The sequence below is a fragment of the Mesorhizobium sp. CNPSo 4689 genome, from assembly GCF_057784325.1.
Window position 1 is genome coordinate 459947 of sequence record NZ_JBWLUZ010000003.1, and the last position, 14209, is coordinate 474155.

The 14209-nt window shown below is 63.2% G+C and carries 18 protein-coding genes; 10 read left to right on the forward strand and 8 right to left on the reverse strand.

The window, feature by feature from the left end; all coding sequences use genetic code 11:
• Window positions 1-2: 2 nt before the first annotated feature.
• Window positions 3-692 carry a phosphate regulon transcriptional regulator PhoB gene (phoB, locus tag AC04SI_RS07340; RefSeq protein WP_006203872.1) on the forward strand — a complete coding sequence of 230 codons (690 nt, stop codon included), beginning with the start codon at window positions 3-5 and terminating at the stop codon, window positions 690-692.
• A 63-nt stretch (window positions 693-755) separates the two neighbouring features.
• On the opposite strand, the gene AC04SI_RS07345 is transcribed toward phoB, so the two are convergent.
• Window positions 756-2000 carry an ROK family protein gene (locus tag AC04SI_RS07345; RefSeq protein ID WP_404283115.1) on the reverse strand — a complete coding sequence of 415 codons (1245 nt, stop codon included), beginning with the start codon at window positions 1998-2000 and terminating at the stop codon, window positions 756-758.
• A gap of 265 nt (window positions 2001-2265) precedes the next feature.
• Between AC04SI_RS07345 and xylF the strand changes: the two genes are divergently transcribed.
• The 4 genes from xylF to AC04SI_RS07365 all read left to right on the forward strand — a co-directional run bounded on the left by xylF (window position 2266) and on the right by AC04SI_RS07365 (window position 7274).
• Window positions 2266-3306 carry a D-xylose ABC transporter substrate-binding protein gene (gene xylF / locus AC04SI_RS07350; protein WP_404283116.1) on the forward strand — a complete coding sequence of 347 codons (1041 nt, stop codon included), beginning with the start codon at window positions 2266-2268 and terminating at the stop codon, window positions 3304-3306.
• A 74-nt stretch (window positions 3307-3380) separates the two neighbouring features.
• Entirely contained in the window at window positions 3381-4712 is a 1332-nt protein-coding gene (locus AC04SI_RS07355) for a sugar ABC transporter permease (RefSeq protein WP_404283727.1), read from the forward strand.
• 13 nt (window positions 4713-4725) lie between these two features.
• Window positions 4726-5523, forward strand: coding sequence for an ATP-binding cassette domain-containing protein (locus tag AC04SI_RS07360; RefSeq protein WP_404283725.1), 798 nt, complete (start codon window positions 4726-4728; stop codon window positions 5521-5523).
• A gap of 131 nt (window positions 5524-5654) precedes the next feature.
• The gene (locus tag AC04SI_RS07365; protein WP_404283723.1) at window positions 5655-7274 is read left to right on the forward strand and encodes a CHASE domain-containing protein; all 1620 of its coding nucleotides are present in this window, start codon (window positions 5655-5657) and stop codon (window positions 7272-7274) included.
• 91 nt (window positions 7275-7365) lie between these two features.
• Here AC04SI_RS07365 and AC04SI_RS07370 read toward each other — a convergent pair whose 3' ends face one another.
• From AC04SI_RS07370 to AC04SI_RS07395, 6 genes are all read right to left on the reverse strand, one after another.
• Window positions 7366-7608, reverse strand: a complete 243-nt coding sequence (locus AC04SI_RS07370; RefSeq protein WP_120013455.1) for a YMGG-like glycine zipper-containing protein — start codon at window positions 7606-7608, stop codon at window positions 7366-7368.
• 83 nt (window positions 7609-7691) lie between these two features.
• Complete coding sequence (locus tag AC04SI_RS07375; protein ID WP_404283734.1) at window positions 7692-8018, reverse strand: hypothetical protein; 327 nt, start codon at window positions 8016-8018, stop codon at window positions 7692-7694.
• A 142-nt stretch (window positions 8019-8160) separates the two neighbouring features.
• The gene (locus AC04SI_RS07380; RefSeq protein WP_404283721.1) at window positions 8161-8334 is read right to left on the reverse strand and encodes a hypothetical protein; all 174 of its coding nucleotides are present in this window, start codon (window positions 8332-8334) and stop codon (window positions 8161-8163) included.
• 252 nt (window positions 8335-8586) lie between these two features.
• Window positions 8587-9621, reverse strand: coding sequence for a sensor histidine kinase (locus AC04SI_RS07385; protein WP_488474047.1), 1035 nt, complete (start codon window positions 9619-9621; stop codon window positions 8587-8589).
• A 152-nt stretch (window positions 9622-9773) separates the two neighbouring features.
• Window positions 9774-9938, reverse strand: coding sequence for a DUF1328 domain-containing protein (locus AC04SI_RS07390; RefSeq protein WP_140554166.1), 165 nt, complete (start codon window positions 9936-9938; stop codon window positions 9774-9776).
• A 192-nt stretch (window positions 9939-10130) separates the two neighbouring features.
• Window positions 10131-10925 carry a response regulator gene (locus AC04SI_RS07395; protein WP_120013452.1) on the reverse strand — a complete coding sequence of 265 codons (795 nt, stop codon included), beginning with the start codon at window positions 10923-10925 and terminating at the stop codon, window positions 10131-10133.
• A 224-nt stretch (window positions 10926-11149) separates the two neighbouring features.
• Here AC04SI_RS07395 and AC04SI_RS07400 point away from each other — a divergent pair, with 224 nt between their 5' ends.
• Window positions 11150-11353: a NepR family anti-sigma factor gene (locus tag AC04SI_RS07400; RefSeq protein ID WP_192182575.1), complete on the forward strand. Its 204-nt coding sequence runs from the start codon at window positions 11150-11152 to the stop codon at window positions 11351-11353.
• A gap of 2 nt (window positions 11354-11355) precedes the next feature.
• Entirely contained in the window at window positions 11356-11907 is a 552-nt protein-coding gene (locus tag AC04SI_RS07405; protein ID WP_006203856.1) for an RNA polymerase sigma factor, read from the forward strand.
• A gap of 33 nt (window positions 11908-11940) precedes the next feature.
• Here the strand turns inward: AC04SI_RS07405 and AC04SI_RS07410 are convergent, their stop codons facing one another.
• A complete protein-coding gene (locus AC04SI_RS07410) occupies window positions 11941-12264 on the reverse strand; it encodes a response regulator (protein ID WP_404283732.1) in 324 nt (107 codons plus the stop codon).
• A gap of 216 nt (window positions 12265-12480) precedes the next feature.
• Between AC04SI_RS07410 and AC04SI_RS07415 the strand changes: the two genes are divergently transcribed.
• The 3 genes from AC04SI_RS07415 to AC04SI_RS07425 all read left to right on the forward strand — a co-directional run bounded on the left by AC04SI_RS07415 (window position 12481) and on the right by AC04SI_RS07425 (window position 14197).
• The gene (locus tag AC04SI_RS07415) at window positions 12481-13242 is read left to right on the forward strand and encodes a Crp/Fnr family transcriptional regulator (protein ID WP_488474048.1); all 762 of its coding nucleotides are present in this window, start codon (window positions 12481-12483) and stop codon (window positions 13240-13242) included.
• Between the two features lie 152 nt (window positions 13243-13394).
• The gene (locus AC04SI_RS07420) at window positions 13395-13721 is read left to right on the forward strand and encodes an ElaB/YgaM/YqjD family protein (protein ID WP_404283714.1); all 327 of its coding nucleotides are present in this window, start codon (window positions 13395-13397) and stop codon (window positions 13719-13721) included.
• 11 nt (window positions 13722-13732) lie between these two features.
• The gene (locus AC04SI_RS07425; protein ID WP_404283712.1) at window positions 13733-14197 is read left to right on the forward strand and encodes a hypothetical protein; all 465 of its coding nucleotides are present in this window, start codon (window positions 13733-13735) and stop codon (window positions 14195-14197) included.
• Window positions 14198-14209 lie beyond the last annotated feature (12 nt).

Here is a 14209-nt window from a genome sequence, read left to right on the forward strand (position 1 = left end):
TGATGATAGCGCCACGCATCATGGTGGTGGAGGACGAGGAGCCGCTGGGGGTGCTGCTCCGCTACAATCTGGAATCCGAAGGCTACCAGGTCGAGGTGGTGACGCGCGGCGACGAAGCCGAGATCCGCCTGCAGGAAAACGTTCCCGACCTGCTGGTGCTCGACTGGATGGTGCCGGCGGTTTCCGGAATCGAGCTTTGCCGGCGCCTCAGGATGCGGCCCGAGACCGAGCGGCTGCCGATCATCATGCTTACGGCGCGTGGCGAAGAGAGCGACCGCGTGCGCGGCCTCTCCACCGGCGCCGACGACTATCTGGTCAAGCCGTTCTCGACGCCGGAATTCATGGCCAGGGTCAAGGCGCTGCTGCGTCGCGCCAAGCCGGAAGTGCTGTCCAGCATGCTCAAGGTCGGCGACATCGTGCTCGACCGCGAGTCGCACCGGGTCTACCGCAAGAAGAGCGAGATCAGGCTCGGGCCGACCGAGTTCCGGCTGCTCGAATTCATGATGCGGCATCCGGGCCGGGTGTTCTCGCGCAGCCAGCTGCTCGACAATGTCTGGGGCGAGACGATCTATATCGACGAGCGAACGGTCGACGTGCATGTCGGCCGGCTGCGCAAGGCGGTCAACAATGGCCGCATGCCCGACGTCATCCGCACCATCCGCGGGGCAGGATACGCGATCCGGGAAGATTAGGTATGTGCTGATATTCAGGCCTGCGAACGGCGCGGCCTGGCCTCAACACATCTCAAGTCGCGATCAAGCCACGTTCTTTCCTGCCGAACCCGTTCGCTGCTGGACGCCCGGCGCGAAAATCTCCTGGTCGACGAAGCCAAGCGCGCGCATGGCGCAGCCCTCGCGGATCAGCGGCAACTCATTCGGCTCGGTGTCGAAGGAGATCGATTTCGAGTGCTGGCCGCCGGCGGTCTGGGCAATCGCCTCGCGCAGCGCCGGTTCGATCAGATCGAAAGCGGCGGCGCTGACGCCGACCATGGCGACGGGTGCGGGATCGATCAGCGCGAACAGGCTGCCAAGGCCGAAGCCGAGCGCCTCGCCCGCCTTGCGGTAGGCTTCGCGCTCCGGCCCGTCGCTCTCGCGCGCCCGGGCGGCGAGCGCGCGCATGTCGGCGTCGCCGACATCGGTCGGTTCGGCATCCTCACTCATCATCCTGGCGTTGCGCCAGATGGCATAGTTGCCGGCATAGGCTTCGACGCAGCCGCGCCGTCCGCAGCGGCAGAGCGCGCCGCCCGGCCGGTGGATCATGTGGCCGAACTCGCCGCCGGACGAATGAGTGCCGGTGAACAGTTCGCCCTTCAGCACCAGCCCCATGCCAATGCCGTGCGAGAGCAGGATGGCGATGAAATCGTCGCGGTAGCGTTCGGGATCGCGCCATTGCAGCGCCACCGCCATCATGTTGCAGTCGTTTTCCATGGTAGCGGGAATGCCGAACTCGCCTTCCAGAATGTCGGCAAAGGGGATGTCGGTCAGCGACGTGATCGGCGACCACAGCATGGCGCGGGCATGGGTGTCGGTGATGCCCTGGATGCCCATCGCGATGCGGGCGACGCTGCGGACATCGAGATCGGGATCCTCGAACCGGCGCCGGACTATCGCCGTGCATTCGCCGATCAGCTCGTCGCGCGGCATGGTCAGCGTGTCCAGGCGGCGTTGCTCTTCGGCAATGACCTGCCCGGCATAATCGATGACGGCGACGGAGAGGAAGTTGAGCGACAGCACCACGGTCATCACCGCGGTGGCTTCCGGATTGAGGCCGAGGCCGACCTGTGGCCGGCCGCGCTTCAGCGAAGCCGCTTCGCTGGGCTTGCTCTCGGTCAGGATGCCTTCCTGGATCAGGTCGGAGGAGATCGCCGAAATGGTCGAATGGCTGAGGCCAGTGGTCGCGGCGATCTCGGTCCGTGACGGCTGGCCAGCCCTGCGCACGGCCGAAATCACCATCGCCCGGTTGCGCCGGCGTAGATCGTCGTGGCGGATTCCAACCGACATGGCCTGCGTCTCCTCCCTGCCGCCGCCGCTTCGTGAACGTCGAAGGCCGTCGACGCGCTCACTGAATATTGGCAGAATCGGGAAGTCCTGTCATTTATTTATTCCGAGACCCGAAAAAAATTCGACGGCCGTCAAAAACCGTCAGAATCGATGTTGACAGCGCTTCGGCGTTGGATCAGTATTTTTTCGAGGCTCGAAAAAAAGAGAGCCTTGTGCCGGCCTTCGGGTCAGTTTGTCGCGCCGTGCGCGGCGCAGGGAGGATATCATGAAGAAATTTGCAGTCGCCATGCTGGCGGGTGTCGCCATGTCGCTGACGCTGGCGTCGGTCGCGCAGGCGAAGGACAAGGTCATCGGCGTGTCGTGGTCGAACTTCCAGGAAGAGCGCTGGAAGACCGATGAGGCGGCGATGAAGGCAGCGATCGAAGCCGCCGGCGACAAGTACATTTCCGCCGACGCACAGTCTAATCCCGGCAAGCAGCTGACCGACGTCGAAAGCCTGATCTCGCAAGGTGCGAATGCGCTGATCGTGCTGGCGCAGGACGCCTCGGCCATCGGGCCGGCGGTGCAGAAGGCGCTTGACGAGGGCATTCCGGTCGTCGGCTATGACCGCCTGATCGAGAACAAGGACGTGTTCTACCTGACCTTCGACAACAAGGAAGTCGGCCGCATGCAAGCCCGCGAAGTGTTCAAGGCGAAGCCCGAAGGCAACTACGTCTTCATCAAGGGTTCGGGTGCCGATCCGAACGCCGATTTCCTGTTCGCCGGCTCCATGGAAGTGCTGAAGGAAGCCATCGACGGCGGGAAGATCAAGAATGTCGGCGAGGCCTATACGGACGGCTGGCTGCCGGCCAATGCGCAGAAGAACATGGAACAGTTCCTGACCGCCAACGACAACAAGGTCGATGCGGTGGTGGCGGCCAATGACGGCACCGCCGGCGGCGTCGTTGCCGCGCTGACGGCGCAGGGATTGGCCGGAACCGTTCCGGTTTCGGGCCAGGACGGCGACCACGCCGCGCTGAATCGCATCGCGCTCGGCACGCAGACCGTGTCGGTGTGGAAGGATGCGCGCGAGCTCGGCAAGAACGCCGCCGAGATTGCCTCGCAACTGGCCGACGGCAAGAAGATGACCGACATTGCCGGCGTCACGGACTTCACGACGCCTGGCGGCAACACTGTCAAGTCGCTTTTCCTGACCCCGGTCGCGATCACCAAGGACAATCTCAACGTCGTCATCGACGCCGGCTGGATCAAGAAGGACGAGGTTTGCGCTGGCGTTGCCGCAGGCAGCGTCGCGGCCTGCAACTAAAGCCGGCTGATACCGGTAGCGAGTTCGGCGGTGTTCCGGCAACCGCGCCAGACGGAGACCGGTGGGAGGATATCATGACCGATACGGCTTCCAACACGCCGGTCGCCAATGCGACCGCGGATCGGGCGCGGGCTGCCGAGCTCAGCGCCGTCGGACGCTTTCTCAAGGCAACCGAACTCGATACGCGCATGCTCGGCATGGTTGGCGCGCTGCTGGTCATCTGGATCGGCATCCATATCCTGTCCGGCGGGCTTTTCCTGACGCCGCGCAATCTGTGGAACCTGTCGGTGCAGACCTCGTCGGTGGCGATCATGGCGACTGGCATGGTGCTGGTCATCGTCATGCGCAACATCGACCTTTCGGTCGGCTCCGTCGAAGGCGTGATCGGTATGATCATGGGCGTGGCGCAGGCCGAATTCCTCATTCGCGTCATCGGCTTCCAGCTCGGCAATCCCTGGCTCTGGATCATCGCACTCGCCGCCGGCGTGGCGCTCGGCCTTCTGATCGGCGCGTTCCAGGGCTTCATCATCGCCTATATGGAGGTGCCTGCCTTCATCGTGACGCTGGGCGGCCTGCTGGTCTGGCGCGGCATGGCGTGGCTGATCACCAGCGGCCGCACGGTCGCGCCGCTCGATGCCACCTTCCAATTGATGGGCGGCGGGCCACGCGGTTCGATCGGCGCCACCGCCAGCTGGATCGTCGGTGTCGTGGCTTGCGCGGCAGTCGCCTTCGCGCTGCTCAACGGCCGCTCGCAGCGCAAACGCTTCAACTTCCCGCTGCGCCCGGTGTGGGCGGAGACATTCCTCGGCGTGGTCGCCTGCGCCGCCATCGTTGGCGCGGTGTGGGTCGCCAATTCCTATCCGTGGCCGGTCGGCATCGTGCGCCAGTACGCGCAGCAGAACGGCATCACCATTCCCGAAGGCGGCCTGTTCATCGCCCATGGCATCGCCATCCCGGTGCTGATGGCGGTCGCGGTCGGCATCGTCATGACCTTCATCACCAGGCGCACCCGGTTCGGCCGCTATGTCTTCGCCATCGGTGGCAATCCTGAAGCGGCGGAACTCGCCGGCATCAACACCCGCTGGGTGACGATGAAGGTGTTCATGATCATGGGCGTGCTGGCGGCAATCAGCGCGGCGATCTCGTCGGCGCGCCTCAACGCCTCGACCAATGCGCTGGGCACGCTGGACGAGCTTCTGGTCATCGCCGCCGCCGTCATCGGCGGCACGTCGCTGGCCGGCGGTTCGGGCACGGTGCTGGGCGCCATGCTCGGCGCACTGCTGATGCAGTCGCTGCAGTCCGGCATGGTGCTGCTCGGCATCGACTCGCCGCTGCAGAGCATCGTCGTCGGCGCCGTGCTGGTCGTCGCCGTCTGGCTCGACACCGTCTATCGCAAGCGAGTCTGAGGAGGACGCGGCCATGGAAAAGACTGCTCCCACGGGCACACCGCTGATCGACATGCGCAACATCTCGATCGCCTTCGGCGGCATTCGCGCCGTCGACGATGCGTCGATCGATCTCTTCCCAGGCGAGGTAGTGGCGCTGCTCGGCCACAATGGCGCCGGCAAGTCGACGCTGATCAAGATCCTGTCCGGCGCCTATAAGCGCGATGCGGGCCAGATTTTCGTCAACGGCGAGGAGGCCTCGATCTCCAATCCGCGAGACGCCAAGAAATACGGCATCGAGACGATCTACCAGACGCTGGCGCTGGCCGACAATGTCGACGCCGCCGCTAACCTCTTCCTTGGCCGCGAGCTGATGACCGGTTGGGGCACGCTAGACGATGTCGCCATGGAAGCCGAGGCGCGCAAGGTGATGGGCCGGCTCAATGCGCGCTTTCAGCGCTTCAAGGATCCGGTGGTCAAGCTCTCGGGCGGCCAGCGGCAGTCGGTAGCGATCGCGCGCGCCATCCTGTTCAACGCCCGCATCCTGATCATGGACGAGCCGACGGCCGCACTCGGCCCGCAGGAAACAGCCCAGGTCGGCGAACTGGTCAGGCAGCTCAAGGCCGACGGCATCGGCATTTTCCTGATCAGCCACGACATCCACGACGTGTTCGAGCTTGCCGACCGGGTCTGCGTGATGAAGAACGGCCAGGTCGTCGGCACGGCGCGCACCAGCGACGTTACCCAGGACGAGGTGCTCGGCATGATCATCCTCGGCAAGTGCCCGCCCGGCGCCATTCCCGGGCCAGGCGCGCTGAAAATCGCTGCCTGAGACATCAAGTAAGCCGGCTAACTGTCTTCTAATGTGATATGCCAGCCGTCATGATGGTTTGGCCGCGCCATTGTGTTGGCGCGGGGACTTGCTCATAAAAGGGTCCGAATCGCCATGGGCAACGCCATCCATTGAAGAAGTTTTTCCCGATCGTCGCCTTCATCGCCGTCGCGCTGATCAGCCTGACGATGGCGGGCTTTGCGTATTTCGCCACGCAAGAGGCGGCGCGCATCAAATTCGCCGCGACGGCGGATGACGCGCTCAACCGCATCGAGAGCCGCATCGACCTGCATCTGTCGTTGCTGCGCTCGACCCAGGCGCTGTTCGACGCCCGCAACGGCGACATCTCGCGTGGCGAGTTCAAGGCTTTCTTCAGCGCGCTCGACGTCGACAACAATTTCGCCGGACTGCGCGGCATCGGCTTTCTCAGGCTGGCCAAGACAGGCGACGAGGCCGCGGTCGAGCGCGACATACTGCGCGACCAGGGTGTCGCGCATGCGGTCTATCCGGCGACGACGCAGCCATGGCGGACGCCGGTCGTGCTGTTCGAACCGATGGACCCGTCCAACCAGGCCAGCATCGGCTTCGACATGTTCACCGAGCCAGTGCGGCGGGCGGCGATCGAAAAGGCGATGGCCGACGACCAGCAGCACGCAAGCGGCCTGATCCAGCTCGGCCAGGGGACAGGTGCCGCGCAGACTTTCACCGGCTTCCTGGTTTTCGTGCGGCTCAAGGTCGAGACCGCGCCTGACGTCATCAACGCCACGCGCTCCTCGACAGCGGGTTTCCTCTATGCGGCCTTCCGCGCCCGCGACCTGTTCCAGGTCGCGCTCAGCCGCGCGCCGCTGCTGCCGGTCAACACCGAGATCTATGACGGCGAAGTGGATGCCGGAAATCTTCTGTTCCAGTCTGAGACGCCGCCGGTTTCGATATTCGGCGACCGGCTGCTGGTCACCCGCAAGCTCGTCGTGGCAGGGCGGCAATGGACCGTCCTTTTCAGGCCGACAAGCGCCTTCTCGCAGCCCTCTTCGCGCGCCATTCCGGTGATGCTCGGCCTGTTCGGTTTGCTGCTTGCCGGGGCCATTGCGCTGGTGGCCCGCTTTCAGGAGCGGGCCTATGACGCGGTTTCGCTGTTGCACGAGACGACCGAAAAGAGCCTGCTCGAAAAGGACCTGATGCTGCAGGAGATGAAGCATCGTATCAAGAACTCGATCACAAGGGTGCTGGCGATCGCCCGGCAGACCGCGTCGCACGCCACCGATGTGAAGGAGTTCTCGTCATCCTTCTCGGCCAGGCTGCAGGCGATGGCTGCTTCGCAGGACATGCTGACGCGTTCGCGCTGGCAGAAGGCCGATCTCGGCGACCTGCTGCGCATCGAGCTTGGCCAGGTATTCGGCAAGGAGCTTCCAGAGGGGATATTGTCGGGGCCGGAAGTGCTGCTCGACGAGACGACGACGCAGGCGCTCGGCCTGACCTTCCATGAGCTGGCGACGAATGCGCTGAAATATGGCGAGGCCGGCAATTCGGTGGGCGCGCTCAAGGTCGATTGGTCGGTCGAGGGTCGCGGGCATGACAGGACGCTGGCGCTCAACTGGCATGAAACAGGGGGCAAGCCACTGGACGCGCCGGCCAAGACAGGCTTCGGCACCAAGCTGATCGACCTCAACGTCACGCGCGAATTGCGCGGTACGATCAAGCGCGACTTTCACGCCGACGGGCTGAAGGTGAAAATCAGGATCCCATTGGTCTGAATCGCGGCTGCGGTAAGCGGACCCGCGCCAGGCAGAAAAACGGAGACCGGACGAGCCGGTCTCCGTTGCTATGCTTGCATGCTGAAGCGGATCAGCAGCGGGCCGTGTAGAGACGACCGCGATTGTCGCGGTACTGGCAATAGCCATTGCGCAGGTTGCGCACGAGCAGACCGGATCCGGCACCGACGGCTGCGCCGATGAGCGCACCCCTGCCGCCGCCGATCAGGCCGCCGGCCACTGCGCCGACACCGGCGCCGACGCCAACGTCCTGCTCGGTCGTGCTGCAGCCGCTGATTGCGACCACGGCAACCATGGCAATAATCACTTTCCGCATAGAGTCTCTCCTCACTTTTGTCCTGATTTTAGCGAGTACCAGCCGTCATTTAGCATGAAACAACGGCCTTTGCCTGCCCGATTTTACTGTTGGCTAAGATAGTCTTTTTCGGGGCGCGCAGCGTTCGATGCAACCACAAGGTTGGAAACCTGCAAGGAGGCATTGAGCGTGCCGTCCGGGCGCACGTTCCAGACGATCTGGTCGTAGTCATCCTCCAGAGCCGGATCGACAGTGAGGCACTCGGCAACGATATGCGGAGCCTGGCCCTGGACATCGGTCAGGACAAAAGGCCTTTCGGCGGTGCATTCCGCGGCGGTCTCGAAGACGCTGACTGGCACGGACAATTCACGGCACTCGGTCATGGTGTTCGAGCAGCCGATGACCAGGAGCAAAGCAGCGATGTGTTCCATGGCAACAAACCTCTCGCCATAAGAACGGTCGAAATCAGCCAAAGTTCCTGCGCCAGCGGCGGGGCAGTCAACAATTCGGGGCAGCTGCCCGCAAGGCTCCGCTGTGATCTTCAGACGAGCGCGAGATTACTCGGGTTCGACGTCAGGTCAGTTGCCATGCCGCCGCCAGCACCACGGCAGCGACCAACACGACGGCGGCGAAGTGAAGCAAAGGGTGGAAGTGCCGCGATGCCGAGGTCTGGGCCTCGGGGTCCTGGAATCCACTCATCGAGACGCGGGCGGCTTGCTCAAGCCTGTTCATGTCGGCAACCGTCAAGACCAATCCCTCCCCTGGAGAGATTCAGCTTCTGATAGAACGCTGCCCCGCTCCAAGTATTCGTTTTCGCGCAATTCCGGATGGAAAACCGCTGCGTACTTTCCTGGAATTGCTCTGCTGCGCTGCGACCGCGGCGGGACATCCGGCGGGTCGGCAGGCTCCAGCGCTATCCGGCCAAGGCAGCATCCAACTTTATGGTGAACAGCCGGTTAAGAACTGCAACTTTCTCGTGCGTTGGCACGCGATATCCGGTCAGTCCGTTTCGAAATTGCCGTGCGGGACGACGAGGCGGTATTCGACACGGTCGCCGGTGATTTCGAGCGTCGCCGTTCCGTTCAGCGATGTCGGTACGACGCGCTCAAGCGCTACGCTGCCAAAACGCTTCTCGCTGGGTTGCCGGTCACGGGCGCCGATGGCTTCGGTCCATGTCAGCGACAGGGCAGGCTTGTCGGCCGAGGCGGCGGTCAGTTTGGCTGTGACCTCGACAAAGCCATCCGGCCGCGACAGGGCGCCGTAGCTCACCGAATTGACGGCGAGTTCGTGCATCGCCAGGCCGATATGCAAGGCGGCATTGGGGTTGAGGTAAGGATTCTCGCCGGCGAAGCGCAAGCTTCGCCTGGGGTCCGAGCCGTAGCGCGCAACCTGCCCGGAGACCAGCTCGCGCAGGGCTGCACCCCGCCAGTTGGAGGACGTCACCAGATCCTGGGACGAGGCCAGCGACTGCAGCCGGCCGCGAAAGCGCGTCAGGAAATCACCGAGCGTCTCGGAATAGCGGCCGGTCTGGGTGGCGATGCTCTGGATGATGGCCAAAAGGTTCTTCGAGCGATGGCTGACCTCGCGCAGCAGTGTCTTCAAGGTCTGCTCGCGGCGTTTCTGCTCGGTGGTTTCCACCATGGTGGTGACGACCCCCTGTACGGCGCCGCTTTCGCCATGATCGGCATCGATCCACACCTGGAACCAGCGTATGCCGTCTTCGACGGGAACACCGAGTTCGAGACGTTCCGGATTGCCTGAGGCGACGACGTTGCGTTTGGCGGCGCCGATGCGCTCCGCCTGCGCCGGCGGCAGTATGCCGTTGCTGTCGGCGGCGTCGGACGCCCATGGCGCGCGCATGTTGCGCGCCCACACGGTCTTCATGTCGCGATCCTGGTAGAGAACGGAAATGCCGGCATTGTGCAGCGCGTGAAGAAGAGCCCGGCAAAGCTGCATTCCGCTTTCGGCCGGATGCAGAGCGATGACTTCATCACTCCGCCGGCTGTCGTTCAGGTCTGGGGCCTTGGAACGCATTTTTTTGCCACCGAACCCAGGCTGAACGGTTCATTCTGAAATGGGTTCCCATTAAACGGTCCGCCGAGCGGCACCTCGTTGGAGTGCACCGCCCGGCGGTGGCTGGAAACCGTTTGAGGGGTGCGGCTTCCAGTGTCCGATCGCGCCGCCCTTCACGCCCGTTTGAACAGGCCGGCAAGCAGCGAAATGATCAAGAAGGCGAGAAAGATGAAGAACAGTATCTGTGCAATGCCGGCCGATGTGCCGGCGATGCCGCCGAAACCAAGCGCGCCGGCGATGATCGCCACGACGAGAAATACGAGCGCCCAGTAGAGCATGATCCGTCTCCTTCCAATGCTGAGGCAAAACGTGGTTGGTTGGTGTTTGTTCCACCATTTGCTTAAAAAGACGATCCCGGAAAACCGCTCCAGGCGCGAAATTAATCGTGCGGCGAGGCAGTCGAGCGACCGGCGCGCAACACGTCATTTCGTTGGGAAACAGGCCAGCGCCCCGATGGCGCGGGCCTCGGCCTATGCTGCTGCCTTGGCCTGCCTGTCGAAGAACAGCGCTTGGCTGATCAGCGCCTTGACCATATCCGGATTGAACGGCTTGGTGACGAGGAAGGCCGGTTCAGGCCGTTCGCCGGTCAGCAGGCGCTCGGGAAAGGCGGTGATGAAGATCACCGGCACCGATGTGGACGACAGGATCTCGTTCACCGCTTCGATACCCGAACTGCCGTCGGCAAGCTGAATATCGGCCAGCACCATCTTCGGCCGCGTCTTGCCGAATATCGTCACCGCCTCGGCATGGGTGCGCGCCGTTCCGACGACGCGATGGCCAAGGCTCTCGACCATCTCCTCGATGTCCATGGCAATCAGCGGCTCGTCTTCGATGATCAGCACGTCGGTCGCCACCTGGCGGGAAATCTCGTTGCTCGCCTGGGCAAGCAGATCCGAAAATTCCTGTTCGTCGGCATCGAGGATTTCCGCCGCCTCGTCCTCGCTGAAGCCTTCGACGGCGACCAGCAGGAAAGCCTGGCGCGGGCGCGGGGCGATCGCGTTTAGATTGGCCGCGGCGCGTTGCTCCCATGCCGATTGGGCATGCTCCTGCGGAACACGGATGGCGATCGAGGTGAACAGCCTGGCGAAAACCTTGTACAGCGCAATACGGTCGTTCGATGCATCGGGAAAGATATCGACGTCGGCGATGATGGCTTCGAGCATCGCGGCGACCAGTGCATCGCCACTTTCCTGTGATCCGGAAACGGCGCGCGAGAAGCGGCGCAGGAACGGCAGGTGCGGCGCGATGGTGGCGGAAAGGCTCATGATGGACGTCTCCCTCAGATGACGCAATTGCATAAGTCGCAGGTCTAGCCGAATGCAAGTCCCGAAGACCCAAACGCCAGCTTTCCTAAAAAGTTCCGATCAACGTGGAACTAATATAAGAGGATGGCGTTCTGGGCTGGGATGGGCAAACCAGACGAGGGTGCCGCTTGCCTTTTGTTTTGTGTTGTTGGGGTGCGGCTCGGGTGCTGGAATCAAGGGCAAAAATGAAGAATATGACGAAAGATATCACGGCTGGCGCCGCGGGCAGGCGCCGGGCTGCTTCCGGTGACCCGCTCGGGCCAAATTCGGAAATCGGCCGCAAACTCAAGCAATATTACGATGAGCTGGTCTCCGATCACGTGCCGGATCGTTTTGCCCAGCTGCTCAGCCAGCTGGAGCGAACCGAACCCGCGCCGAAGAAGGACTGAGCATGACGGCCGTTTCCCAGAGCTTCAAGACCGATCTGCTCGGCTCGATCCCGAGCCTGCGCGCCTTTGCCGTGTCGCTGACGCAAAACGCCGACAAGGCCGACGACCTGGTGCAGGAAACGCTGGTCAAGGCTTGGGACAAGCATGAAAGCTTCCAGCCGGGCACCAATCTCAAGGCCTGGCTGTTCACCATCCTGCGCAATGAATTCTATTCTCAAATGCGAAAACGCGGCCGCGAGGTGCAGGACAGTGACGGCATCATGACGGCGAGGCTCGCGGTGCATCCGGCCCAGCACGGCCAGCTGGACCTCAAGGACTTTCGCGGCGCGCTCGAGCAACTACCCGAGGACCAGCGCGAAGCCATCATCCTGATCGGCGCGTCCGGTTTTTCCTACGAGGAAGCCGCCGAGATCTGCGGCTGTGCGGTCGGCACGATCAAAAGCCGCGTCAGCCGGGCCCGCACACGACTGCAGGAGATCCTGAAGATTTCCGGCGAAGACGAGTACGGCCCGGATGCGATCTCGGCGCAGGTGACGGGGTCGAACGCAGCGTGAGCGTCAACTGGCGCCGGTGCACGACATCCTGATTCAGACTGGTCCGGACGAGCGCCCGCAGGCCGCGGCCACAGCCTCGACGAGATCGTCTCCCGAATAGGGTTTTGCGACCAGCCTGACGCCTGGAAAAGACGCCTTGATCTCGTCGGCGTCCGAATGACCGGAGGCGAAGATGAAGGGCACGCCCGACTCGCGTAGTGCCGAGGCGAAGTCGCGTGTCGATGCGCCACCCAGCATGAGGTCGACGATGGCCGCATCAAATTGCTCAACCACATCCTGGGGCTCGATTTCCGTAAGGTCGCGGGCAATCACCACGTTGCCGGCGCCATAGTCGCGGCACAGCTGCTCGACATCCATGGCAATCAGGAATTCGTCTTCGAGGACGAGGATCCGCAATCCGTCGAGCAATGAGGGCACCGGGCAATGTCTCCTTGAAACGGAGCGAGTCATGAGCGCTATTTGGCGGTCTGTCATTTAAAAAAGACGTGGCCATGGCGATTGCGGAACTTCCGTTCCGGCAACGCGTTTGCTGTCGGCCCCGTCAGAGGCCGGGTTTCGAAGAGGGGGGTCGAAATGCCCGCGCAACGCGGTCGTTCTTTGTCCAGCCGTCAGTATCCATGCGAAAGCTGCCCGCTGCGGCCGCTGCCGGCCTTCCGTGAGTTCGAGAAGAAGGAACTGCTGTTTGTCAGCACGTTCAAGAAGGGGGAGCTGGCCGTCGACAAGGGCGCCACGGTCCTGGTCGAGGGCAGCCACAGCGCGCATCTCTACACGGTACTCTCGGGCTGGGCCTTCCGCTACAAATTGCTGTCGGACGGCCGCCGCCAGATCCTGAACTATTCGATGCCCGGCGATCTCATCGGCCTGCAGGGCAGCCTGATGGGCGAGATGCAGCACTCCGTCGAGGCGCTGTCGCCGATGCTGCTTTGCGTCTTCGAGCGCGAACAACTGCATGAGCTCTATCGCAATCATCCGGGTCTCGCCTACGACATCACCTGGATCGCGTCGCGGGAGGAACGCATGCTGGACGAGAATTTGCTCAGCATCGGCCGGCGCACGGCGATGGAGCGCGCCGCCTATCTCATCGCCTTCATCTCCAGCCGCGCCCGCGCGGTCGGCCTGAACGGCAAGACACCGGTGCAGATACCGATCACCCAGCAGCACATCGCCGACACGCTGGGCCTGTCGCTGGTCCATACCAACAAGACGATCCGCAAGCTGATTGACCGCAAGCTGATCGTCTGGCGCGATGGCGGCTGCGAGGTGGTCGACAGCGACCGACTCAAAGAGCTCGCCCATTGGGAGGGGCTGAGCGAGGATCGCAGGCCGCTGATCTGACGCTTCAGCCGAAGGAATTCGAACTGGGCTGGACTCATAAGCGCAAACACCCTTTCATGGCCGTCGTTCCGATTTCGGAACCTTGGGGCGTATGTTCGGAACCTCGGCGTGTGTTGGGCGTTTGAAATCAAGCAAACGCAAGGAGTTAAGCAATGGCGACTGCCACTGGAAAGACCGCGAACGAAAGCCGGACGAATTCGGATCTCGAAGCCGACATCAGGCAGTTGAAAGCCGACATCGAAAAACTCACCAAGCAGTTGGCCAAGACCGGCGAACATGGATATGGCACGGCGCGGCGCGCCGCCAGCGAAGGCGTCGAGCAATTGCGCGCCCAAGGCGAAGCCGCCTTCGACACCTTGCGCGGCAACGCCAAGGATATCGAAGCGCAGATAGCGGCGAATGTGCGCGAAAAGCCGGTGACCTCGCTGGCAATCGCCGCCGGTGTGGGCTTCCTCTTCGCGCTGTTGGCGCGGCGCTAGTTCCTGCACAGATGGGAATGCTGGCATCGCTGATCTCGGCCCTCGCCACTAGCGAAACCGTTGCTGCCCTGCGCCGTGCGCGCACGGCCGCAATCGTCTATGCGGTTGCCGCGGCTGCCGCACTATGCGGCCTCGGCTTCCTCATCGGGGCGGCCTATATCTGGGCGGCTGAACGCTATGGCTCGTTGGCCGCCGCCATTGGCTTCGGCGTCGGCTTCCTGGCGGTCGCGGGGCTCACTCTCATCGTCTATCAGGTGTCGGCCGGTGCGCGCGCGCGGCGCCGGGCGCGCAGGCGCAGCGCGGACATGAAAGCGATCGGCATCACGGCGGCCCTTGCCGTATTGCCGGCGCTGCTCAAGGGCAAGGGCGGCCTGGGTGCCATTCTCGGCCCGGCGGTCGCGCTCGCGGCTTACGCCATCTACCGCGAGAATGTGAAGCCCGATGCCGACGACAAGGATACCGGCGAAACGGACTAAATTAGATTCGGG

What these genes read in the sequence shown, in the direction of transcription:
- AC04SI_RS07370 (WP_120013455.1), bottom strand. Translation starts at nt 7,608, where the DNA reads ATGCGGAAAGTGATTATTGCCATGGTTGCCGTGGTCGCAATCAGCGGC.
- AC04SI_RS07400 (WP_192182575.1), top strand. Translation starts at nt 11,150, where the DNA reads ATGAAGAATATGACGAAAGATATCACGGCTGGCGCCGCGGGCAGGCGC.
- AC04SI_RS07360 (WP_404283725.1), top strand. Translation starts at nt 4,726, where the DNA reads ATGGAAAAGACTGCTCCCACGGGCACACCGCTGATCGACATGCGCAAC.
- AC04SI_RS07425 (WP_404283712.1), top strand. Translation starts at nt 13,733, where the DNA reads ATGGGAATGCTGGCATCGCTGATCTCGGCCCTCGCCACTAGCGAAACC.
- AC04SI_RS07345 (WP_404283115.1), bottom strand. Translation starts at nt 2,000, where the DNA reads ATGTCGGTTGGAATCCGCCACGACGATCTACGCCGGCGCAACCGGGCG.
- AC04SI_RS07395 (WP_120013452.1), bottom strand. Translation starts at nt 10,925, where the DNA reads ATGAGCCTTTCCGCCACCATCGCGCCGCACCTGCCGTTCCTGCGCCGC.
- xylF (WP_404283116.1), top strand. Translation starts at nt 2,266, where the DNA reads ATGAAGAAATTTGCAGTCGCCATGCTGGCGGGTGTCGCCATGTCGCTG.
- AC04SI_RS07415 (WP_488474048.1), top strand. Translation starts at nt 12,481, where the DNA reads ATGCCCGCGCAACGCGGTCGTTCTTTGTCCAGCCGTCAGTATCCATGC.
- phoB (WP_006203872.1), top strand. Translation starts at nt 3, where the DNA reads ATGATAGCGCCACGCATCATGGTGGTGGAGGACGAGGAGCCGCTGGGG.
- AC04SI_RS07420 (WP_404283714.1), top strand. Translation starts at nt 13,395, where the DNA reads ATGGCGACTGCCACTGGAAAGACCGCGAACGAAAGCCGGACGAATTCG.
- AC04SI_RS07385 (WP_488474047.1), bottom strand. Translation starts at nt 9,621, where the DNA reads ATGCGTTCCAAGGCCCCAGACCTGAACGACAGCCGGCGGAGTGATGAA.
- AC04SI_RS07355 (WP_404283727.1), top strand. Translation starts at nt 3,381, where the DNA reads ATGACCGATACGGCTTCCAACACGCCGGTCGCCAATGCGACCGCGGAT.
- AC04SI_RS07410 (WP_404283732.1), bottom strand. Translation starts at nt 12,264, where the DNA reads ATGGATGTCGAGCAGCTGTGCCGCGACTATGGCGCCGGCAACGTGGTG.
- AC04SI_RS07390 (WP_140554166.1), bottom strand. Translation starts at nt 9,938, where the DNA reads ATGCTCTACTGGGCGCTCGTATTTCTCGTCGTGGCGATCATCGCCGGC.
- AC04SI_RS07375 (WP_404283734.1), bottom strand. Translation starts at nt 8,018, where the DNA reads ATGGAACACATCGCTGCTTTGCTCCTGGTCATCGGCTGCTCGAACACC.
- AC04SI_RS07405 (WP_006203856.1), top strand. Translation starts at nt 11,356, where the DNA reads ATGACGGCCGTTTCCCAGAGCTTCAAGACCGATCTGCTCGGCTCGATC.